21 protein-coding genes are annotated in these 20,240 nt (G+C 63.5%); 14 read left to right on the plus strand and 7 right to left on the minus strand.

From position 1 onward, the window contains the following. The first annotated feature begins 4 nt into the window (after window positions 1-4). From AC1RBA_RS26895 to AC1RBA_RS26920, 6 genes are all read left to right on the plus strand, one after another. Window positions 5-760: an SDR family NAD(P)-dependent oxidoreductase gene (locus tag AC1RBA_RS26895; RefSeq protein WP_430886696.1), complete on the plus strand. Its 756-nt coding sequence runs from the start codon at window positions 5-7 to the stop codon at window positions 758-760. An 8-nt stretch (window positions 761-768) separates the two neighbouring features. Beyond that, complete coding sequence (locus AC1RBA_RS26900; protein WP_492420450.1) at window positions 769-1,401, plus strand: NeuD/PglB/VioB family sugar acetyltransferase; 633 nt, start codon at window positions 769-771, stop codon at window positions 1,399-1,401. Beyond that, complete coding sequence (locus tag AC1RBA_RS26905) at window positions 1,398-2,417, plus strand: aromatic ring-hydroxylating oxygenase subunit alpha (RefSeq protein ID WP_070289081.1); 1,020 nt, start codon at window positions 1,398-1,400, stop codon at window positions 2,415-2,417. The genes AC1RBA_RS26900 and AC1RBA_RS26905 overlap by 4 nt, the downstream gene beginning before the upstream one ends. A gap of 164 nt (window positions 2,418-2,581) precedes the next feature. Continuing rightward, window positions 2,582-3,433, plus strand: a complete 852-nt coding sequence (locus AC1RBA_RS26910; RefSeq protein ID WP_070220045.1) for a flagellin N-terminal helical domain-containing protein — start codon at window positions 2,582-2,584, stop codon at window positions 3,431-3,433. Between the two features lie 191 nt (window positions 3,434-3,624). Further along, complete coding sequence (locus AC1RBA_RS26915) at window positions 3,625-4,479, plus strand: flagellin N-terminal helical domain-containing protein (RefSeq protein WP_070220043.1); 855 nt, start codon at window positions 3,625-3,627, stop codon at window positions 4,477-4,479. 40 nt (window positions 4,480-4,519) lie between these two features. Then, window positions 4,520-5,620 carry a hypothetical protein gene (locus AC1RBA_RS26920; protein ID WP_492420453.1) on the plus strand — a complete coding sequence of 367 codons (1,101 nt, stop codon included), beginning with the start codon at window positions 4,520-4,522 and terminating at the stop codon, window positions 5,618-5,620. Between the two features lie 53 nt (window positions 5,621-5,673). Here AC1RBA_RS26920 and AC1RBA_RS26925 read toward each other — a convergent pair whose 3' ends face one another. The 7 genes from AC1RBA_RS26925 to AC1RBA_RS26955 form a co-directional block, all read right to left on the minus strand. Next, window positions 5,674-7,761 (minus strand): flagellar biosynthesis protein FlhA, encoded by a 2,088-nt coding sequence (locus tag AC1RBA_RS26925; protein ID WP_070220038.1) that lies wholly within the window; start codon window positions 7,759-7,761, stop codon window positions 5,674-5,676. After that, complete coding sequence (locus AC1RBA_RS26930) at window positions 7,758-8,897, minus strand: EscU/YscU/HrcU family type III secretion system export apparatus switch protein (protein ID WP_070220036.1); 1,140 nt, start codon at window positions 8,895-8,897, stop codon at window positions 7,758-7,760. The genes AC1RBA_RS26925 and AC1RBA_RS26930 overlap by 4 nt, the downstream gene beginning before the upstream one ends. A 137-nt stretch (window positions 8,898-9,034) precedes the next feature. Continuing rightward, window positions 9,035-9,832, minus strand: coding sequence for a flagellar biosynthetic protein FliR (locus AC1RBA_RS26935; RefSeq protein ID WP_070220034.1), 798 nt, complete (start codon window positions 9,830-9,832; stop codon window positions 9,035-9,037). An 11-nt stretch (window positions 9,833-9,843) separates the two neighbouring features. Beyond that, entirely contained in the window at window positions 9,844-10,116 is a 273-nt protein-coding gene (locus AC1RBA_RS26940) for a flagellar biosynthetic protein FliQ (protein WP_034757874.1), read from the minus strand. 3 nt (window positions 10,117-10,119) lie between these two features. Continuing rightward, a complete protein-coding gene (gene fliP / locus AC1RBA_RS26945) occupies window positions 10,120-10,890 on the minus strand; it encodes a flagellar type III secretion system pore protein FliP (RefSeq protein WP_070289077.1) in 771 nt (256 codons plus the stop codon). Then, the gene (locus AC1RBA_RS26950; protein ID WP_070220030.1) at window positions 10,887-11,252 is read right to left on the minus strand and encodes a FliM/FliN family flagellar motor switch protein; all 366 of its coding nucleotides are present in this window, start codon (window positions 11,250-11,252) and stop codon (window positions 10,887-10,889) included. Before AC1RBA_RS26950 ends, fliP begins: the two co-directional genes overlap by 4 nt. Before the next feature lies 1 nt (window position 11,253). After that, window positions 11,254-12,132 (minus strand): FliM/FliN family flagellar motor switch protein, encoded by an 879-nt coding sequence (locus AC1RBA_RS26955; RefSeq protein WP_070220028.1) that lies wholly within the window; start codon window positions 12,130-12,132, stop codon window positions 11,254-11,256. Between the two features lie 554 nt (window positions 12,133-12,686). Between AC1RBA_RS26955 and fliE the strand changes: the two genes are divergently transcribed. The 8 genes from fliE to fliS all read left to right on the plus strand — a co-directional run bounded on the left by fliE (window position 12,687) and on the right by fliS (window position 20,237). Further along, the gene (gene fliE, locus AC1RBA_RS26960) at window positions 12,687-13,025 is read left to right on the plus strand and encodes a flagellar hook-basal body complex protein FliE (RefSeq protein ID WP_034787870.1); all 339 of its coding nucleotides are present in this window, start codon (window positions 12,687-12,689) and stop codon (window positions 13,023-13,025) included. Window positions 13,026-13,085: 60 nt separating this feature from the next. Beyond that, the gene (fliF, locus tag AC1RBA_RS26965; RefSeq protein ID WP_139142969.1) at window positions 13,086-14,822 is read left to right on the plus strand and encodes a flagellar basal-body MS-ring/collar protein FliF; all 1,737 of its coding nucleotides are present in this window, start codon (window positions 13,086-13,088) and stop codon (window positions 14,820-14,822) included. Beyond that, entirely contained in the window at window positions 14,800-15,840 is a 1,041-nt protein-coding gene (locus AC1RBA_RS26970; RefSeq protein WP_070289073.1) for a flagellar motor switch protein FliG, read from the plus strand. Before fliF ends, AC1RBA_RS26970 begins: the two co-directional genes overlap by 23 nt. After that, window positions 15,837-16,526 carry a flagellar assembly protein FliH gene (gene fliH / locus AC1RBA_RS26975; protein WP_070219799.1) on the plus strand — a complete coding sequence of 230 codons (690 nt, stop codon included), beginning with the start codon at window positions 15,837-15,839 and terminating at the stop codon, window positions 16,524-16,526. Before AC1RBA_RS26970 ends, fliH begins: the two co-directional genes overlap by 4 nt. Continuing rightward, the gene (fliI, locus tag AC1RBA_RS26980; protein ID WP_070219797.1) at window positions 16,523-17,833 is read left to right on the plus strand and encodes a flagellar protein export ATPase FliI; all 1,311 of its coding nucleotides are present in this window, start codon (window positions 16,523-16,525) and stop codon (window positions 17,831-17,833) included. Before fliH ends, fliI begins: the two co-directional genes overlap by 4 nt. 8 nt (window positions 17,834-17,841) lie before the next feature. Next, window positions 17,842-18,279: a flagellar export protein FliJ gene (locus AC1RBA_RS26985; protein WP_070289072.1), complete on the plus strand. Its 438-nt coding sequence runs from the start codon at window positions 17,842-17,844 to the stop codon at window positions 18,277-18,279. Window positions 18,280-18,368: 89 nt separating this feature from the next. After that, window positions 18,369-19,796 (plus strand): flagellar filament capping protein FliD, encoded by a 1,428-nt coding sequence (gene fliD, locus AC1RBA_RS26990; RefSeq protein WP_070219793.1) that lies wholly within the window; start codon window positions 18,369-18,371, stop codon window positions 19,794-19,796. A 51-nt stretch (window positions 19,797-19,847) separates the two neighbouring features. Beyond that, window positions 19,848-20,237 (plus strand): flagellar export chaperone FliS, encoded by a 390-nt coding sequence (gene fliS, locus AC1RBA_RS26995; protein ID WP_070219791.1) that lies wholly within the window; start codon window positions 19,848-19,850, stop codon window positions 20,235-20,237. Window positions 20,238-20,240: the final 3 nt, after the last annotated feature.

Below are 20,240 nucleotides of genomic sequence, written 5' to 3' on the forward strand. Positions count from 1 at the left end.
CATGATCTTTCAACCCGACATGCTGGCCGGCCAGCGCATCCTCGTCACCGGCGCCTCGTCCGGCATCGGCCGCGACACGGCCCTGCTGCTGGCGCGCTGCGGCGCGCAACTGCTGATCAGCGGACGCGACCCGGCTCGCCTGGAGCAAACCCTGCAGGCCCTCGACGGCAGCGGCCACCGGGCCGAAGTGCTCGAACTCGACGGCGGCGACCACATCGTCGACTTCCTCAGGCAAGCCACGCTTGAGGCGCCCTTGAACGGCATCTTCCATGCGGCCGGCATCGAGTTATTGCGCCCGGTCAAATTGTCCAAGGCGCAACAGTTTGACGACGTCTTCGCCTCCAGCGTCAAGACGGCGCTGGCGCTGGCGCGCGGCGCCGCCCTGCGCGGCGTGCTCAGCGATGGCGCGGCCCTGCTCTTCATGTCATCCGTGGCGGGCCAGAGCGGCCAGTCCGGCATGAGCGTGTATTCGGCGGCCAAGGCCGCCATTGACGGCCTGGTGCGCGCCCTGGCCGTGGAACTGGCGCCGCGCGGCATGCGCGTCAACAGCATTGCCGCCGGCGCCGTCGAAACGGAAATGCACGCGCGCCTGAGCCGTGGCTTGCCTGACGAGGCCATGCGCGCCTACGCGGAGCGCCATCCGCTCGGCTTCGGCCGCAGCAGCGACATCGCGCAGACGGCGGCCTTTTTGCTGTCGCCGGCGGCGCGCTGGGTCAGCGGCGCCACCTGGGCCGTCGACGGCGGCTACCTGGCCCGTTAGGAGTATTCATGCAAACCATCCTCATCGTCGGCGCCGGACGCTTCGCCCGAGAATTGCTGTGCTGGCTGGAAGACAGCCTCGACCCGGCCACGGCCCGCATCGGCGGCTTGCTCGACGACACGCTGCCGCCCGCGCCCATGCTCGACGCCGACTACCCGTACCCCGTGCTGGGCAGCATCAACGACTACCGGCCGGCGGCCGGCGAGGCGCTGATGCTGGCCATCGGCGCACCGAAAGCCCGGCTGGAAGTGGCGCTGGCGCTGGCCGCGCGCGGCGCCCGTTTCCATACGCTGATCCATCCCAGCGCCGTGGTCGCGCGCACGGCCCGCATCGGCCAGGGCGCCGTCGTCTGCCCGTTCGCCCTCGTCTCGGCGGGCAGCGAACTGGGCGACTATGTCACCATCAACAGCTACGCCAGCGTCGGCCATGACGCGGTGCTGGAACGGGGCTGCACGCTCAGCTCGCACGTCGACATCACGGGCGGCGTGCATCTGGGCCAGGCCGTCATGGTCGGCTCGGGCGCATCCATCCTGCCACGCGTGAGCGTCGGCGCCGGCGCCACGGTCGGCGCCGGCGCCGTCGTCATGCGCCGCGTGGCCGCCGGCGCCACCGTTTACACGCCACCGGCAAAGACATTATGAGCACCATCTCCGAGACGCGGCAGCTGCGCGACCAGTTCTGGCACTTGCTGTGCCACCGCAGCGAATTGCCGGCCAGCGGCGACTATCTGAAACTCGACTGGCTGGGCGAGGAAGTGGTCGTCTACAACGACCAGGGCGAGCTGATCGCCTTCGACAATCTGTGTCCGCACCGCGGCACGCGCTTCTTCACCGAAAAACGCGGCAATGCGCCGCTGGCCTGCCCCTACCATGGCTGGGCCTACCGGGCCGGCGCCATGCACATCCCCTGCCGCGAACGCTACGCGCCGGCCGAGCTGGACAATGCCCGCCTGCAGGTGCTGCAGCTGGACTGGTGCGCCGATTTCCTGTTCGCCTCGCCACAGCCGCGCATGCCGCTCGAAGCGCAGCTGGGCGAGACCCAGGCCACCTTGGAAAACATTTCCTTCAACGTCGCCGGCCTGGGCGATTTCAACGCCTATGACTATGAGTGCGACTGGCGTATCGCGCTGGAAAATGCGCTCGAGCCGCTGCACGTGCCGTTCGTGCACCCGGAATCGCTGGCGCAACTGCAACTGGACGACGGCGAAAACCGTTTCACGGACTGGACGTCGACATGGGAAGCGGGCCTGGGCAACGCCGGCATGGCCAGGAAACTGCGCTCCGTCAAACGCCTGTTCCAGCTCGACAGCCAGTTCGAGGGCTACCAGAGCCTGTACCTGTTCCCGTTTACCATGCTCTCGTCGACGTTTTCATATTCGTATTCGCTGCAGCATTTCTTTCCGTCAACGCAAGCGCAGCGCACGCATTTCTCCAGCCGCCTGCTCATGGCCGCAACCAAGCCCGCCGCCAGCGCCACGCTGCAGGGCTTTTTCGACTCGAGCGCGCAGATGAATCGCCAGGTATTCGAGGAAGACCATGCCATCTGCAAGCGCATAGCCGTGCAGGCGGCCGACAGCGCGCGCTTCAAGATCCTTTCCAGCGACGAGGCAAAGATCGCGCATTTCCGGGCCTGCCTCGCGGCGGCAAGCCAGTCTTAGGGGGCTGGCGGCGGCCTCGCCGGCCGATGTGAAACTTTTTTAAAAAGAATTTTAAAAAATTTCCACAAAGCATTTAATAAGCTTATGCGGATGGTCGTCTTGTACTTGGGAGAGCACAAAGAACCGTTGCTCCGGACTGAACCCACCAAACCAGGAGTTACACCATGCTGAGCCTTCACACTAACAACGCTGCACTGTCCGCACAAAATTCGATCACCCGCACCCAAAACCAACTGTCGACCTCGATGACGCGCCTGAGCACCGGCTTCCGCATCAACTCGGCAATGGATGACGCAGCAGGCTTGCAAATCGCAACCCGCCTGAAAGCACAAACCAGCGGCATGACCGTTGCAATGTCGAACACCCAGAACAGCACCTCGATGCTGCAAACGGCTGAAGGCGCGTTTGACGAAGTCACCAACATGCTGATCCGCATGAAGGATCTGGCAACCCAGGCAGCCGATGCTTCGTCGGGCGCCAAAGACAAGACCGCCATGCAGTCGGAATTCGATGCACTGGGCCTGGAACTGTCGAACGTGATGAAAAACACCACCTTCGGCGGCAACAAGCTGCTGGTAGGCGGCACGCTGGCCTCGTCGATGACGTTCCAGATCGGCGCAAGCCAAACCGAAACGATGGCATTTGACGTTTCGGCCAAAATGACCAGCCTGACGGCATCGCTGGGTTCGGCTACCGCCAACTACGCTTCGGCTGCGACCGGCACCGAGCTGACCAGCTCCGCCAACGCCACCATCGCCCTGCTGGAAACGGCAATCGGCGACGTCGGCACCGTTCGCTCGGCACTGGGTGCTGCTGCAAACCGTCTGGACCACGTCAACACCAACTTGTCCAACATCGCCACCAACACCAAAGCCGCTACCGGCCGCATCATGGACGTCGACTTCGCTACCGAAAGCTCGAACATGACGTCGTCGCAAATGCTGCTGCAAGCTGGCACCGCAATGTTGAAACAAAGCAACAGCATGTCCTCGATGGTCATGTCCCTGCTGCAATAATATGTCCCTGCCTGGCCGTTCGCGGCCAGTCGCTGAAAACCAGGCCTTGGCCTGGTTTTTTTTCGTCCCCGGTATCTCGCCTTTGCACGCAAGAGTAACTATTTGCTGGCAATCTTTAACGATGCGGCACGCATGGTCGCCTGTTTGATGGGCAAGCCCACCCAACAGCCGTCATCCACAGGAATCGCCGAGTGCTCAGTCTCCATACGAATATCGCAGCACTGGCCGCACAAAATGCCGCCGCACGCGCGCAATCGCTGCTGTCGACCTCGATGACGCGGCTCTCCACCGGCTTTCGCATCAATTCGGCCATGGATGACGCCGCCGGCCTGCAAATCGCGACCCGGCTGCGGGCACAGGCGAGCGGCATGGCCGTCGCCATGCGCAACACGCAAAACAGCACCTCGATGCTGCAGACGGCCGAAGGCGCGTTCGACGAAGTGAACACCATGCTGATCCGCATGAAGGACCTGGCCACCCAGGCCGCCGATGCATCGTCCGGCGCCAAGGACAAGGTCGCCATGCAGGCCGAATACGACGCCCTGGGCCTGGAACTGGCCAACGTCATGAAAAACACCAGCTATGGCGGCAACAAACTGCTGGCCGGCGGTACGCTGGCGTCGTCGATGACCTTCCAGATCGGCGCCAGCCAGAGCGAAACGATGGTGTTCGACATCTCGGGCAAGATGGCCGGCGTGCTGGCCTCGCTCGGCGCGGCCAGCGCCAACTTCGGCGCACCCGCCACCGGCAACGAATTGACGGGCAGCGCGAATGCCAGCATCGCCCTGCTGGAAGCAGCCATCGACGATGTGGGCGGCGTGCGCTCGGCCCTGGGCGCCGCCGGCAACCGCCTGGACCACGTGCACACCAACCTGTCGAACATGGTCACCAACACCAAGGCTGCCATCGGCCGCATCATGGATGTCGACTACGCGGCCGAAAGCGCGAACATGACGTCGGCGCAAATGTTGCTGCAAGCGAGCACGGCAATGCTCAAGCAAAGCCAGAGCATGCACAAAATGATACTCTCCCTGTTGCAGCCATGACGGCAGGCTTTTTGATGGAACCAGATCTGGACATAGTGGCATGGCGATAGACCGCATTTCATCGGGCAATCCGGTGCCCCTGATTACCCAGCGCTTCGACGTCAGCCCCGCGACGCCGATGGTGCCGGGCGTGGTGCAGCCGCTGGTGCCGATCGGCCCCTACATGGCGCCCGCACCCGACGCCGGCACCCTGCCCGCCCAGCTGCAGAAGCAGGGCCAGGACAGCCTGGCGTCCCTCATCAAGCCCAATGCCGACGGCACGGGCGGCGCCTTGCCGCGCGACAGCAGCGCCATGCAGGTCAATCAGCTGTTCTTCACGCGCCAGCTCGTCTGGCAGCCGCCCGACGCGGCGCAGCTGGCCGCCTCGTGGCGCGTGATGGTCAGGACCTATGGCGAACAATATGCGGCCCTGCAGGAACAGGCGCGCGGCCAGCACGTGCCGGGCAACCTCTTCATGGCCGAGCAGCAACCGGCCCTGCTGCGCGAAGGCGCCCGTCCGCCACTGACGGTCGACAGCGAAGCGTGGCGCTTTGCCGTGTATGGCTGGGGCGGCCAGCGCCTGCTGCTGCGCGTGCTGGCCAGCGACGTAGACGACGAGGCAACGCCGAGGCGGCGCGGCAAGGTGGCGCTGCGCGTCGAGCTGATCATCATCGGGATCGGCCGGGTGGTGATCCAGATGGAGCCGTCCGGCGACGGCGTGCTGCTGGAACTGGCCGCCGACGAGGAAGCCGCGCTGCGCCATCTGCGCCTGGCCCTGCCCGAGATCGCCGACGCCGTGCGGCGCGCGGGCCTGCGCCTGGTGCGCTGCCGCCTGAATCGCCAGCTGCATGCACAGCGCATGCACGGCAATTACCCGATGCAGGCGGGCGCCGCCTCGCTGTCGCTGCCCCTGTTCCGCGCCATGGCCGAAGTGGCCCTGCTGCTGACGCAGCCGGAAGCGGAAGCGGCGGCCGATCCCGATGCGCCCGCGGCTGCCGCGGCCGAAGCTGAAGAGGAGGCCATCTTTGTCTCGAAGGAAGTGGCGGCGCCGCTCGGCTACGACTATGGCGACGAGGAAGACGCGGCGCAGGGCGGCACCGTGCTGCTGCTGGCCGACGGCCAGGAGCACGACCTGCTGCCGCCCATCGACGAGCAGGATTGATACAGCACAAAAAAACGGCGCCCGCGGCGCCGTTTTTCTTTCAATTCACCGTACTAGCCCACCGTGCCGATGATGCTCACTTCGCGGTTTTCCGGAATTTCATTGTATGACAGCACGTGCAGGCCCGGCGCGAACAGGCGCGCGTAGCGGGCCAGCAGCGGACGGATCTGCGGCAGCACCAGCAGCAGCGGCGGCGTGGCCTGCTGCTTCATCTGCTCGCGCGCCACCGGCATGTTCACTTGCAGCTGCGACAGCAGATGCGGGTCGATCGGATAGTTATCGAGCGTCACCTTGCCCGACTGGCGCGCCTGGTTCAAGGAACCGAGCAGCATGTTTTCCAGTTCGCCGCCCAGATTAAACGCCTGCATTTCCATCTTCTGGCCGAACAGGCCGCTGACGATCTGGCGCCGCAGCGCGCAACGCACCTCGGCCGCCAGCAGGATCGGGTCCTTGGTCGTTTCCGAACTGTCGAGCAAGGTGGTGGCGATGGGCACGATATCCTTCAGGGACACATTTTCCGCCAATAAGACACGGAACACGCGCAGCATCTGCGTGTGCGTCAGGGCCTTGTCCAGCGCGCCGGCCAGCTTCGGCGACAGGGCCGTCAGGCGCTCCATCAGGTTCGACACGTCTTCGTGGCGGAACAGTTCCGGCAGGTATTCGCGCACCATTTTCGACAAGTGCGTGGCGATCACGCTGGGCGCCTCGATGACCTGGTAGCCGAGGCCCAGCGCATGCGCCTTTTCACTGGGCTCGATCCACGTGACGGGCATGCCGTAGGCCGGTTCGATGCCGGGAATGCCGTCGAGCTGGCCATACACGTTCGGCGACGGGATCGCCATCAGCCGGTCGGCCTGCACTTCCGCCTGCGCCACCACGGTGCCCGACAGCACGATCGCGTACTGCGACGGTTTCAGGGCCAGATCGTCGCGCACGCCGATATTCGGCAGCAGCAAGCCCATCGCTTCGGACAGGCTCTGGCGCACGCCCTTGACGCGCTTGGTCAAAGGTTCGCCTTGCGTTTTATCCACCATGCCGACCAGTTTATAGCCGAGCATCACCATCAATGGCTGCACGGCGGGCAGTTGCTGCCACTCCAGTTCGGCGGGCTTGTCGTCGCGCAAGGCCGCCTCGATGGCCGCCATGCCGGCCGCGTCGGGCCCCTTCACGCGCTTGGTCAAACGCCAGGCAACAAAGGCCAGCACGGCGGCAAAGGTCATGAACATGAACCATGGCATGCCCGGGATCAGGGCCAGCGCCACCATCATGCCGGCCGCGCTGTAGATCACCGTTGGCGAGGTCAGCACCTGGCCCGCCACTTGCTGCTCGAAATCGCCCGAATCGCTGATACGGGTCACCAGTATGGCGGCCGCGGCCGACAGCAGCAGCGCCGGAATCTGCGCCACCAGGCCATCGCCGATGGTCAGCAGTGCGTACTGGCGGAAGGCGTCGCCGAACGACAGGTCGTGCATCAGCGAGCCGATGGCCACGCCGCCGACCATGTTGATGATCAAAATCAGGATACTGGCGACGGCATCGCCGCGCACGAACTTCGATGCGCCATCCATGGCGCCATAGAAGTCGGCTTCGGCGGCCACGTCCTTGCGGCGGATCTGGGCTTTTTCCTGATTGATCAGGCCGGCGTTCAGGTCAGCGTCGATCGCCATCTGCTTGCCCGGCAAGGCATCGAGGGTAAAGCGGGCGGACACCTCGGAAATGCGCTCGGCGCCCTTGGTGACGACGGCGAAGTTGATGATCATCAAAATCACGAAGACGACGATACCGACGACGAAGTTACCGCCGATGACCACGTTACCGAAGGCCTCGATCACCTTACCGGCCGCATCCGCGCCCGTATGGCCGTGCAGCAGCACCACGCGCGTGGACGCCACGTTCAGGGTCAGCCTGAGCATGGTGGTGGCCAGGATCACCGTCGGGAAGACGGAGAAGTCGAGCGGCCGCTTGGCCGACACGCTGACGAGGATGACGATCAGTGCCAGCACGATATTGAAAGTGAACAAGATATCGAGCAGCACGGGCGGCAGCGGCAAGATGATCATCGCCAGGATCACCAGCAGGAACAGCGGCGTGGCGAACTTGTGGCGGCGCATTTCGGCAACCAACCGGTTCAGGAAATTCATGAAGGTACTACCTCGCTCAAATGAGATGGCACGACCACCTCGGTGGGAAATGGGGGCTGGGCGGCGCGCTGCCCAGTACGGAATGCTTTCAGCTGCAGGATGTAGTTGAGCACCTGCGACACGGCCTGGTACAGCTGCACGGGAATCTGCTGCTGCACCTGGCTGGTGTTGTAGATGGCGCGCGCCAGCGGCGGCAACTCCAGCGTTTCGACGTTGTGTTCCTTCGCCACTTGCCGGATATACAGCGCCATCTCGTCGACGCCCTTGGCAACGACAAACGGCGCCTCGGCGCGGTCCTGGTCATACTTGAGCGCGACGGCGTAATGCTCGGGATTGACGATCACCACGTCGGCGTCGGGCACGGTCTTGCGCACGCTGCGCCGGCCGATCTGCTGCTGCAGCTGGCGGATGCGCTGGCGCACTTCGGGCCGCCCTTCGCTGCTTTTATGTTCTTCCTTGACATCCTGCTTGCTCATGCGCTGGTTGCGGGCAAAGAAAAACGCCTGCGCCGGCACGTCGATGATGGCAAACAGCACGAAGACGGAAATGAGCGCCATCAGGCCGTCGAGCATCAGCGCCGAGCCGTCGAGCATGGCTTGCTGCAGGGGCCGGTGTTGCAAGTCCACGTACTGCGTCAGGCTGGAGCGGCTCACATGCACGAGCACCATGCCCAGCACGGCGGCCTTGGCGATCGACAAGCCGAATTCAAATCCATGCTTGGGCGACACCAGGCGGCCAAGGTTCTTGGCCGGGCTCAGGCGCTCCATCTTCGGCATCCAGTTCTTCGTGCTGATGACCCAGCCGCCAGGGACCAATGAGCCGAGCACAACAAACAAGGGCACGCAGAACAGCGGCACGATCATCTTGATCAGCAAACCTACGGACGTGGTAAACGCCATCGACATGGCATTGTCCAGCGCGCCCTTGCTGTCGAGCGGCATGAAGGCCATGGCGAACAGCTCGCGAAAGCTCACCAGATAGCCGGGCAGCAGGTAAATGAAGACCTTCATGCTGATCAGAATGCCCAGCGCCGTCGACAGGTCGCGCGAACGCACCACCTGCCCTTCCTGGCGCGATTTCTTCAGCTTCTGTGCTGAAGCCTTTTCTGTCTTGTCGCCCGTGCTGCTATCCGCCATGCGTCACACCTTTCCGCACGTGCCCTACAAGCGTAGCGAGCAAGTTCAATGCCGGGTTGAGTAGCGCAGCTGTACGGAGGTACAGCGAGCAACGGATGCCCGGAAGTGGACTGCGCAGCAGCTTGTTGGCACGTGCGCTATCCATGGGCCACCCGCATCTGTTCGGCGATCATGTCGAGCACGCGGTTCGTCATGGCGATGTAGTGCTCCGGGATAAAGCGCACGATCTGTCCCAGCATCAGCAGGCCGAACATGGTGATCATGGAAAAGCCCAGCGAAAACAGGTTCAGCGACGGCGCCACGCGGTTCAGGAAGCCAAAGCCCAGTTGCACCACCATGGTGGAAAAGACGATGGGCAAGGCCAGCAGCATGGCGGCGGCGAAAATCCACGCCACGTTATACGCCACCGTCTGCAGCAGCAGCGGCCCGTAGCCCTGCCCCACGGGCCAGGCCTTGAAACTGGCGCCGATCACGCCCGTCAGCACGAGGTGGCCGTCGATGGCGAAAAACACGATCATGCACATGATGGTGAGCATCCCCGTGATCACGTCCGACGAGGTGCCGTTGAGCGGATCGTTCATGACGGCCATGGAAAAGCCCACCTGGCTCGACACGAGGTAACCGAGCACCGACATGACGGACATGGCGAAGTGGAAAGCCAGGCCCAGGACGAAGCCGATGATGGCCTGCTCCAGGGTGGCGACGAGGGCGTGCAGGGAAAACGGATCGATCTTCAACAAGTCCTGCGACACGCCCGAGGCCTGCATGACGGGCAGCATCAGGATCGCCAGCACCAGCGACAGCAGCACCCGCACGGGGACGGGCACCATGGCGTCGCCGATGACGGGCGAAGCGCTGAGCATGGCCAGGATGCGGCAGAACGGCCACCACACGGCCAGCAGAAACGGCAGCACCTGATTGAAAATCTGATCCATGGCGCGCGGCGCTATCCGACCAGGGTGGCGGCGCGCTGAAAAATGGACACGCAATAATCCATCAGGTAACCGGCCATCCAGCGTCCGGCCAGGATCAGGGCCAGCAGGGTGACCAGCAGGCGCGGCAGGAAACTCATGGTCTGTTCATTGATCGAGGTGGCCGCCTGCACCAGCGCGACCAGCAAGCCCATGAGCAAACCCGGCACGACCAGAATCACCACCAGCAGCATGACGACATGCAGCGCTTCGATGATCAGGTCGACGGCGACTTCAGGGGTAAACATCGGTCAATAGCCCTGTATGCTGGTAACTAAGGTGTTGACGGTCAGCGTCCAGCCGTCGACCAGCACGAACAGCAGCAGCTTGAACGGCAGCGAGATGACGAGCGGCGAGAGCATCATCATGCCCATGGCCATCAGCACGGACGCCACCACCAGGTCGATGATGAGGAAGGGGATGAACAGCATGCAGCCGATCTGGAACGCTGTCTTGAGTTCGGACAACACGAACGCGGCCAGCTTGACCGTGAAACTGTGGTCTTGCGGGCGCATGGTCGACGGTTCGCCGGCCAGGTGCGCGATCTGCGCCAGCGCGGCCTTGCTCGTCTGCGCCAGCATGAAGCGCGAAATCGGCACTTCGGCGATCTTCAGGGCTTCCTGCATGCCGATCTGGTCGCGGTCGTAAGGCACGAACGCGTCCTTCCATATCTGGTCGCCGATGGGACGCATGACCAGCAAGGTGAGAATCAGGGCGATGCCGGTGACGATACGGTTGGGCAAGCCCTGCTGCAGGCCCAGGGCCTGGCGCAGCAGGGACAGCACGATGACGAAGCGGGTAAAGCTGGTCATCATCATGACCATCACGGGCAGCAGCCCGAGCAGGGTCATGACGACGAGGATCTGCATCTTCACCGACAAGTCGGTCTTCGCGCCCGGCACCACGCCGGCGAGCAGGTCCTGCGCGCCGGCGGCGCTGCAGCACAGCATCAGAACAGGGACAGCCAGCGCGGCAGCCAGCGCGCCGCGGCGCCGGCTCAAGCCGGGTACCGCCAGCTTCATGCTGTCATCAGGTCGAGATTGAGGCCGTCGAGGTCGATGACTTTCAGGCCATAGTTTTCGCCGGCCACCACCACTTCGGCACGGCCGATCGGCGTGCCATTGACCTTGATCACCAGCGGTTCGCCGGCCAGCATGTCGAGTTCGATCACGCTTTCCGGGCCGATGGCCATCAACTCTTCCAGCGAAATGCGGGCCGAGCCCACTTCCAGGGTCAGGGTGACGGGAATCTTGCGCATCATCTGCGGAATGTCGCGGCGCGCGCGGGTGCTGGCCACGTCGGCAACGTCGCCCTGGTCGATGATCATGTCATCGCCCAGGTCTTCCAGCAGGGTTTCGCTCTGGTTGGTATCGGTCATATTCATATTATTCGACATCTTCAAATGAGGTTAAACAGAGCTTGCCCTTGTGTTCGGAAACAGCCGCTGTAAATAAACGGGAGTCGTCCAGCATGACGTCAGTACGGCTCAGACTGACGGGAATCACGTCGCCCACGCGCAGGTCGAACAAGGCGCCCAGCTGCATCTGCTTGCTGACCAGCCGGCCTTCCAGGGTCACTTGCAGGCGCGACGCGAGCGGGCGCACGCTGCCACGCAAGGCTTTCTTCGCTTGCGCGCGTTCGGGCAGCAGGCCGCGCAGCACATCGGCCATCAGGCGCTTGTCCAGCGAGAACCAGAACTGGCCGCTCTGCCCCGCTTCGACGTCGCTGAGCGACACGGTGACGATCCAGCTGCCGCGCGCCGGGTGCACGCCGGACTGCACGGCCACCTCGGCACTGGTGTCGATGTCGCTGCTCTTGCCCAGGATTTGCAGATTCTTGTGGATGCGCGTGAACAAACTGTTCACCAACTGTTGTCCCAGCACCACAGCGAGGCGCTCTTCCGTGGCCGTCACGCGCACTTGCGCCGGATCGGGCAGCGCGCCCTTGGCGCCGGCACTACCGTAGCGATAGTTCAGCACGCTCAAGAGGATCTGCCGTTCGAGCGCAAAGCCCGGCTGACCGGCCGGCGTGGAAAAACTCAGCCAGCGATTCGCGCTGTCCTCGCTCTCCACGCGCGACAAGGTCACGGCATCGATCTGGAAATTGCCCCAGTAGCGCCGGCTCATCGGCTGGCGCAGGGCCACGGCCAGGTCGTCGCGCAGCTGGGCGCCGAATACATGCAGCAAATGGACAGGACGTCCAAGCAGACAGGAATCGAGGACTTGATGGCGCGCAGTTTGATCTGTCTTGGTAATGATTGTCATGTAGTGGTCATGTCGGTATTGCGGTGGCAGAACAAATTATACGGATCGCCCGAAATTAAATACAGCATCATCTTGGCCTTGCCAACCGGCCGGCCGGCGAGCAAACGATTGCGCATCGTATCGCATGCTGGATGACTACGGTGCTGAACAATACATGAAAAAGCAAAATATTGCCATGTATCAATATTCCTTGAGGCAATCCTCTCTTTACTTTATAGTTGCCTCGAGGTAAGCTTATAGCGAGAAAAAAGTGATTTGCAGTGCGCCATTCCGCTTACCTGATTCCGGTTTTTATGGCAGTTTCCAGCCCCTCTTATTGCCACCAGAAGAAACTTTTATCAGATAATTATTAGTTATCATGGCCATGTAAATCATTCGGCGCGGTTCTGCCGGGTTTGTTGAATCTGCTTGAGCGGATGGTGTGGCAACTGATAAAACTGATGGGCCCTGTCAATTGGGCCGGGCAAGATGGCATTGGATGTAATGCCTGCCGGAATGGCAACACCAGTAATTTCTGATTGATACGTCACCGCATATTGAAAGTAGAGGGCAAGATGAGCAACGAACTCGCAGGTCTGATCAAGGCCGATCTGGCAGCACTGAGCAATGACGCGCGCGCCCTGGGCGCCAGCATCGCGCCGGCCGCCCAGTTCGGCGCACCGGAACAATCCGGCTTCTCGTTTGCGCAAAGCATGAAAGACGCCATCGGCAAGGTCAACGGCGACGACCGCATGGCTGCACAAAAAATGAGCGACGTCGACAGCGGCAAGAGCGACGACATGGTCGGCGCCATGCTGGCCAGCCAGGAAGCGAGCCTGTCCTTTTCCATGTTGATGCAAGTGCGCAACAAGGTCATGGGCGCGGTCGACGAACTCATCAAACTGCCTCTGTAATCTTCACGTCCTGATCCACGCCCAGCCTCCCAGCGAAAGTTACCCCAAGTGATTACCACCATGAAGTCCGCATTTGCGCGCTGGCGCCCTGGCGCCCAGCCCGCCATCCCGCCCGCCCTGCTGAAAAACCTGGTTCCCATCGTCGTGCTGGCCATCGGCATCACCGCCATGGTGACCATGTATGCCTGGCGCGACCAGGCCAACTACAAGCCGGTGTTTGGCGCGCGCGAAAAAGTGGCCGTGACGGACATGATGGCCACCCTGGACGCCGAGCACATCCCCTACCGTTTGCATCCGGACAGCGGCCAGGTGCTGGTGCCCGACGCCATGCTGGGCAAGGTACGCATGCTGCTCGCCTCGAAGGGCGTGACGGCGCAGCTGCCGGCCGGCCTGGAACTGATGGACAAGAATGACCCGCTGGGCGTATCGCAATTCGTGCAGGACGTGCGCTTCCGCCGCGGCCTGGAAGGCGAGCTGGCGCAAAGCATCATGACGATGGACGCGATCGCTTCGGCGCGCGTCCATCTGTCGATTGCCAAGTCGACGTCGTTCGTCGCCAGCGACGGCGACAAATCGTCGGCTTCCATCGTCGTGGCGCTGAAACCGGGCCGCACCCTGGCGCCGGAACAGATCGCCGCCGTCATCAACATGGTGGCCGGCAGCGTCGCCAGCCTGGCGCCCACGCGCGTGAGCCTGGTCGACCAGGGCGGCAACCTGCTGTCCTCGCACGTCGACCTGACGGACGGTTTCGATGCGTCGGCCGCCGGCAATGAAGGCGCGAAACGCTTTCAGGATGAAATCCGCCGCAACGTCACGGGCTTGCTCGGTCCCGTCATCGGCGAAGACAACTTCAAACTCAGCGTGACGGCCGCCGTGAACAACGACCGCGTGGACGAAACGCTGGAAAAATACGGCGAAGCGCCGAAAGTGACGAGCGAAGCGATGCGTGAAGAGCAGGAACGCAACCGCACCGTGGCCGGCATTCCCGGCAGCCTGTCGAACCGTCCGCCAGCGGCCGCCGTGCCGGCACCGGCCGACGCCGCCGGCGCCGCGCCCGCCGATGGCGCGCCGAAGCCGTCCGATGACGGCACGGCCCGCAAGAACGCCACCACGCGCCAGTACGCGTATGACCGCAGCATCACGCAGATCAAGCGCAGCCGTGGCCGCCTGGAAAAACTCAGCGTCGCCGTCGTCCTCAACAGCGCCGCCGCACCGAACCCGAAAACGGGCTGGACACCAGCTGAACTGGGCAATATCGAAAAAATGCTCAACAGCGGCCTGGGCATCAACGCCCAGCGCGGCGACAGCCTGAGCCTGACGGCGCTGGCCTTCCCTGCCAAGCCGCCCGTGGCGCAATGGTGGGAAGAGCGCGACACCGTCGTCGATTTCAGCAGCTGGCTGCTGTACGCCCTGGGCGCCGTGCTCGGCTACTTCCTGATCCTGCGTCCGCTGCTGCGCCTGCTGACCACGCGCCTGGCGCCGCCGGCACTGAAACAGCTCGATCCGGCCCTGGCGCTGGGCGGCAGCAACGCCGCCGCCGGCGCCAATGGCGTGACCGCCGCCGGCGCGCCGGCCTTGGGCGTGAATGGCAGCCCGCTGGCGCTCGAGGGCGAAGCCGCCGCCGGCAACGCCATGCCGGTCGTGCCGCTGCTGGAAAATTATGACTTGCCGCCACCAGGCTCGGCGGTCGACGTGATGGTCGACCACCTGAAAGTGCTGGCGGAAAAAGAACCCGAGCGTGTCGCCGAAGTCGTCAAACAATGGATGCAGAAAAATGGCCGAACTCAACAACAGTAATCCCTCCGACGGCGCCGAATACGAAAGCGCCAGCCTGAACCCAGTGGAACAGGCCGCCATCGTGCTGCTGAGCATAGGCGAAGAACAGGCCGCCAATGTGCTGCGCTGCCTGTCGCGCGAAGAATTGCTGGAAGTCACGCAAGTGATGTCGCGCATGAGCGGCATCAAGGTCGAATCCGTGAAAACGGCCATGCAGACCTTCTTCGACGACTACCGCCAGCAAAGCGGCGTGCACGGCGCCTCGCGCAGCTACCTGAAGCGCTCGCTGGACATGGCGCTGGGCAGCGATATCGCAAATAGCGTGCTCAACAACATTTACGGCGACGCCATCCGCCCCAAAATGGCGCGCCTGCAATGGGCCTCGCCAAAATGGCTGGCCGAATACATCGTCAACGAGCACGTGCAGATGCAAGCCGTGTTCCTGGCCTTCCTGCCGCCCGCGCTGGCCGGCCAGATCCTCGACGCCCTGCCCGCCGAAGGCCGCGACCTGGTCTTGCTGAACCTGGCGCGCCTGGACGAGATCGACCGCGACCTGCTGGTCGAGCTCGACGAACTGGTGGGCCGCTGCCTGGGCGCGCTCGACACGCAAAGCACCAGCGTCGAAGGCATCCGCCAGGCGGCCGAGATTCTCAACCGCATGCCGGGCAACCGCGCCGCGCTGGTCGAACTGCTGCGCGCGCACGACCCGGACGTCGTATCGGAAATCGAACTGAGCATGTACGACTTCCTGATCCTGGCCACGCAGAGCGATGTCACGCTCACGCGCATCCTGGAAGACGTGCCGATGGAACAGTGGGCGATTGCACTGAAGGGCGCGGAACCGTCGATCCGCGACGCCGTGCTGAAAACCATGCCGCGCCGCCAGGCGCAGAGTTTCGAAGACATGATGCGCCGCTCCGGCCCCGTGCCCCTGTCGCGCATCGAACAGACGCGTCAGGAAATCATGGCCACCGTCAAAGGCCTCGCCGATGCGGGCGAGATCGAAGTGCAACTGTTTGCCGAAGCGGTGATCGAATGAAACACTTCCGCTCGTATCGTTTCCCGCCGCTGTCGCAATTCATCGCCGCCGGCCAGCGTGCCTCCAACGAGGACACGGATGGCCAGTGGCAGGCGTCCGTCTCGGAAGGTTTCGAGCAGGGCCAGCGCGACGGCTACGAAGTGGGCCTGGTGCAAGGCCAGCAGGATGGCTACGACGCCGGGCGCAGCGACGGCATGGCGCAGGGCCGCGAAGAAGGCCGCAATGAAACGCTGGTGGCGCTGGACCGCCTGGCGCGCCCCGTCGACGCCATCTTGCGCGACCTGAAGAAAGTGCGCGCCGATTACCGCGAAGCGCAGCGCAAGGAAGTGGTCGACCTGGTGGCCAAGGTGGCGCGCCAGGTGATCCGCGCGGAACTGGCGCTGCAGCCGGTGCAATTGCTGGCCCTGGTCGACGAGACCCTGGCCTCGATGCCGCCCACGCGCGAGGAAATCGACGTCTTCCTCAATCCGGAAGAACTCAAACGCATCAGTGAACTCGATCCGAAGCGCGCCAAGCGCTGGAACCTGATCGCCGACGCGCGCCTCGACGCGGGCGAATGCCGCATCAAGGCCGGCGACAATGAAGTCGACGCAGGCTGCCATCAGCGCCTGTCGGCCTGCATGGAGCAGGTCAGCAGCCACCTGGCGCTGGCCGCCGAACACGCAGACCACGGCGCGCCTGCATGATCGCCGACACGCTGCGCAGCTTCGAGATCGGCGACATCCCGGTCGCGACACCCACCGGCCGCCTGGTCGGCGCCTCCGGCCTGCTGCTGGAAAGCGCCGGCTGCCGCCTGCACACGGGCCAGCGTTGTCAAATTGAAACAGTCAATGGCGAATGGCTCGATGCGCAAGTCGTCGGCTTCCGCGAAAAACTGTCGTATTTAATGCCGTTCAAGAAGGCGACGGGCCTGACCACGGGCGCCAGAGTCCTGCCCCTGCCCGACAAGGCCAGCCTGCAGATCGGCCCGTCGTGGCTGGGCCGCATGGTCAATGGCCTGGGCGAGCCGATCGACGACCTGGGCCGCCTCGGCGGCGAACACATCCTGGAAGTGACGCCGCCGAAGATCAATCCCCTGAAGAAACAACCGGTGGTCGAACCGCTGGACGTGGGCGTGCGGGCGATTAACAGCATGCTGACCCTGGGCAAGGGCCAGCGCGTGGGCCTGATGGCCGGCTCCGGCGTGGGCAAGAGCGTGCTGCTGGGCCTGATCACGCGCCAGACCGTGGCCGATGTCGTCGTCGTCGGCCTGATCGGCGAGCGGGGCCGCGAAGTGCGCGAATTCGTGGAAAAATCGCTGGGCGCCGAAGGCTTGAAAAAGGCCGTGCTGGTGATCGCGCCGGCCGACGAATCGCCCTTGATGCGCATCATGGCCACCGAACTGTGCCATTCGATCGCCGCCCATTACCGCGACCAGGGCAAGCACGTGCTGCTGCTGGTCGACTCGCTCACGCGCTATGCGATGGCCTTGCGCGAAGTGGCGCTGGCCCTGGGCGAGCCGCCGGCCACGCGCGGCTACCCGCCGTCCGTGTTTTCGAACCTGCCGCAACTGGTGGAAAGCGCCGGCAACGGCGCCCACCCGGAAGGCAGCATGAGCGCCATCTACACGGTGCTGGCCGAAGGCGACGACCAGCAGGACCCCGTGGTCGATACGGCGCGCGCGATTCTCGACGGCCACATCGTGCTCACGCGCGAACTGGCCGAGCGGGGCCACTACCCCGCCATCGATATCGCCGCCTCGATCAGCCGCTGCATGGCGCAGGTGATCACGCCCCCCCACATGCAGGCGGCGCGCGCGCTGAAAGCGTCGATGGCGCGCCATGCGCGCGTGCGCGACCTGATCCCGCTGGGCGCCTACGTGCCCGGCGCCGACCCGATCACCGACCGCGCCGTGCAGTTGCACGCGCCCATCGAAGCCTTCCTGTGCCAGGGCACCAAGGAAGAGGCGCCGATGGGGCCGTGCATCGAACAACTTGAACAGATCATGGCCTAGGAGCATACGTGAGCGACGCGCATACCATCCGCAACCTGACCACCCTGGTCGGCCTGCGCAGCACCGAAGTCGAACGCCTGCAAGGCGAAATGGCGGCGCAGACGGCCGTGCGCGAGCGCTACCAGAAAAACCTGGAGCGCCTGACGGGTCTGTACACGGATAGCGGCCCCAGCGGCGCCCTGCCCCTGGCCCTGTCCGTCAATTGCGGCAACTTCAAGCAAGCCGTCATGCAGATGGCCGACCAGCACCGTACCGACCTGCATTTGCACGAGGCCAACATGGCCGTCTCGCAACGCGCGCTCAATACGGCCTGGGCCAAGCGCGAAGTATTGGACCAGGTGCTGACGCAAAAACAAAAACATGTTGCAAATGAGCAACAACGTGTCGATGCCAAGCGGCAAGACGAGCTGGCGACGCAATTCTGGTTCCGCGGACAGGTAAAATGAGGTTGGTGTAAGTTTCTTTCAGGAAAACTTCACAAAACGGGAATGGGGGTCGCCTTGTACCGGTATATCCCTTTATTCAGGAGTCTGGCATGGCAAACGTAATTACTGCACCGCAATACGATCCGCTCGTCACTGCAAAAAACCTGGCTACCAAGTCGGTCGCGGCGCAGCAGGACAAATTGACTAAGCAAACCGCACTGGCCAACACCACGGCCGCGGCGCTGAACAACCTGAAGCTGGCCATGAGCGCCTTCCAAAGTACGATGACGACCATGAGCAGCAGCAGCAAGTCGCTGCTGAGCCAGTCCGCCACATTCAGCAATACCGCCTATGGCAGCGGCACGGCCGATGCCACGGCAGTTGCCGGCAGCTATTCCTTTTTCGTACAGCAACTGGCCACAGCCAGCCAGACTTCGTACAGCGGCCTCGCCAGCAGCCCCGCCGCCGGCAGCGGCACGCTGGCCGTGCGGATCGGCGATCCGCTGGCCCCCGTCACCGCAGACAACAGCTTTGACATCGACCTGAGCGCCGCCGACAAGGATGCCGACGGCAACCTGACGCCGCAGGAAATCGCCGCCGCCATCAATGGCAACAGCAAGAACAATTCGCGCGTGACGGCTTCCATCGTCACCATCGGCAACCAGGCGCAGCTGGTATTGACATCGAACCTGACGGGCAAGGAAAACGCCGTCACGCTGGACGCGTCGAGCGTGACGAATACCGCGCTGACCAAGGCCCTGGTGACGGACGCGGCCACCAACATCAAGGAAGTCGTCAAGGCGCAGGACGCCATCGTCTGGCTGGGCGCAAAGGACACCGGCACGCAAATCACGCAGGCGTCGAATACCTTTACCAACGTGACGGGCGTGAAAATGACCTTCACCAAGGCCATGAACACGGGCGACGCGCCCGTGACGGTCACGGTGGCAACCGACAGCGGCGGCACGGCAACCAATGTGCAGGCATTCGTCGATGCCTACAACAAGCTGAAAAGCGTGCTGGACGGCCTGGCCAGTTCCGGCGACCCGGACAAGAACGTCGCGGCCGGCATCTTTGCCCACGATTCCGGCCTGAACGCCCTGCGCAGCAATTTGAACAATCTGCTGCGCCAAAGCGTCGGCGGCGTCTCGCTGGTCTCCTACGGCGTGACCGCCAACCGCGACGGCACGCTGAGCCTGAATACGGCCAAGCTGACCGCCAAGCTGGCATCGAACCCTGGCGACCTGGACAAGTTGTTCGGCAACAACAGCCTGTCGGCCCCATCGGGCGTGTTAGGCGGCCTGGACAAGGCGTTGGGCCAATGGAGCAATATCACCAAGGGCCAGCTGGTGCAGCGTCTCGATGCGAATACCAGCTTGCAGAAGTCGCTGAGCAAAAGCACCGACCTGCTGACGAGCCAGTACAACACGGCCTACAAGCGTTTCCTGGATCAATATACGCGCCTGCAAGTCATGCAGGAACAGATGTACAAGACGGTCGACATGTTCGACGCCATGTTTGGCAACGACAAATCCTAAGGCGAGCGTGCCTGCCGCGCCGCCGCAAGTTTAGACAGTGAGAAATAAGACATGTTAAACAATGAAGCTTACGGCAACTACCATGCCGTCAACCTGGATGCCCAGACCGCCCGCGCCACGCCGGTCGAGCTGGTACTGGTGCTGACGGACGGCCTGCTGGAAGAACTGGCGCGCGCGCGCGGGCATATCGTAGGCAAGCGCTACGAGCAAAAGGCCATCAGCCTGGATAAATGCACGCAGATCATCAACGGTCTGTCGAGCTCGCTCGATTTCGACAATGGCGGCGAAGTGGTCGTCAACCTGGCCCGCCTGTACGACTATTGCGTGGCGCGCCTGTACACGGCCGGCATCAAGCTCGACCCGACCCTGATCGACGAAGTGACGACCCTGATGACCACCATCAAGCGCGGCTGGGTGGGCGTCCAGGCCAACAATGCCTAGGCG

The organism is Janthinobacterium sp. GW823-FHT03B06, assembly GCF_058796955.1.

Coding starts and splice junctions, on each gene's coding strand:
- fliD (WP_070219793.1), top strand. CDS start 18,369: ATGGCAAACGTAATTACTGCACCGCAATACGATCCGCTCGTCACTGCA.
- AC1RBA_RS26925 (WP_070220038.1), bottom strand. CDS start 7,761: ATGAATTTCCTGAACCGGTTGGTTGCCGAAATGCGCCGCCACAAGTTC.
- AC1RBA_RS26955 (WP_070220028.1), bottom strand. CDS start 12,132: ATGACAATCATTACCAAGACAGATCAAACTGCGCGCCATCAAGTCCTC.
- fliP (WP_070289077.1), bottom strand. CDS start 10,890: ATGAAGCTGGCGGTACCCGGCTTGAGCCGGCGCCGCGGCGCGCTGGCT.
- fliE (WP_034787870.1), top strand. CDS start 12,687: ATGAGCAACGAACTCGCAGGTCTGATCAAGGCCGATCTGGCAGCACTG.
- AC1RBA_RS26900 (WP_492420450.1), top strand. CDS start 769: ATGCAAACCATCCTCATCGTCGGCGCCGGACGCTTCGCCCGAGAATTG.
- AC1RBA_RS26970 (WP_070289073.1), top strand. CDS start 14,800: ATGGCCGAACTCAACAACAGTAATCCCTCCGACGGCGCCGAATACGAA.
- AC1RBA_RS26950 (WP_070220030.1), bottom strand. CDS start 11,252: ATGAATATGACCGATACCAACCAGAGCGAAACCCTGCTGGAAGACCTG.
- AC1RBA_RS26935 (WP_070220034.1), bottom strand. CDS start 9,832: ATGGATCAGATTTTCAATCAGGTGCTGCCGTTTCTGCTGGCCGTGTGG.
- fliH (WP_070219799.1), top strand. CDS start 15,837: ATGAAACACTTCCGCTCGTATCGTTTCCCGCCGCTGTCGCAATTCATC.
- fliI (WP_070219797.1), top strand. CDS start 16,523: ATGATCGCCGACACGCTGCGCAGCTTCGAGATCGGCGACATCCCGGTC.
- fliF (WP_139142969.1), top strand. CDS start 13,086: ATGAAGTCCGCATTTGCGCGCTGGCGCCCTGGCGCCCAGCCCGCCATC.
- AC1RBA_RS26910 (WP_070220045.1), top strand. CDS start 2,582: ATGCTGAGCCTTCACACTAACAACGCTGCACTGTCCGCACAAAATTCG.
- AC1RBA_RS26920 (WP_492420453.1), top strand. CDS start 4,520: ATGGCGATAGACCGCATTTCATCGGGCAATCCGGTGCCCCTGATTACC.
- AC1RBA_RS26940 (WP_034757874.1), bottom strand. CDS start 10,116: ATGTTTACCCCTGAAGTCGCCGTCGACCTGATCATCGAAGCGCTGCAT.
- AC1RBA_RS26905 (WP_070289081.1), top strand. CDS start 1,398: ATGAGCACCATCTCCGAGACGCGGCAGCTGCGCGACCAGTTCTGGCAC.
- fliS (WP_070219791.1), top strand. CDS start 19,848: ATGTTAAACAATGAAGCTTACGGCAACTACCATGCCGTCAACCTGGAT.
- AC1RBA_RS26930 (WP_070220036.1), bottom strand. CDS start 8,897: ATGGCGGATAGCAGCACGGGCGACAAGACAGAAAAGGCTTCAGCACAG.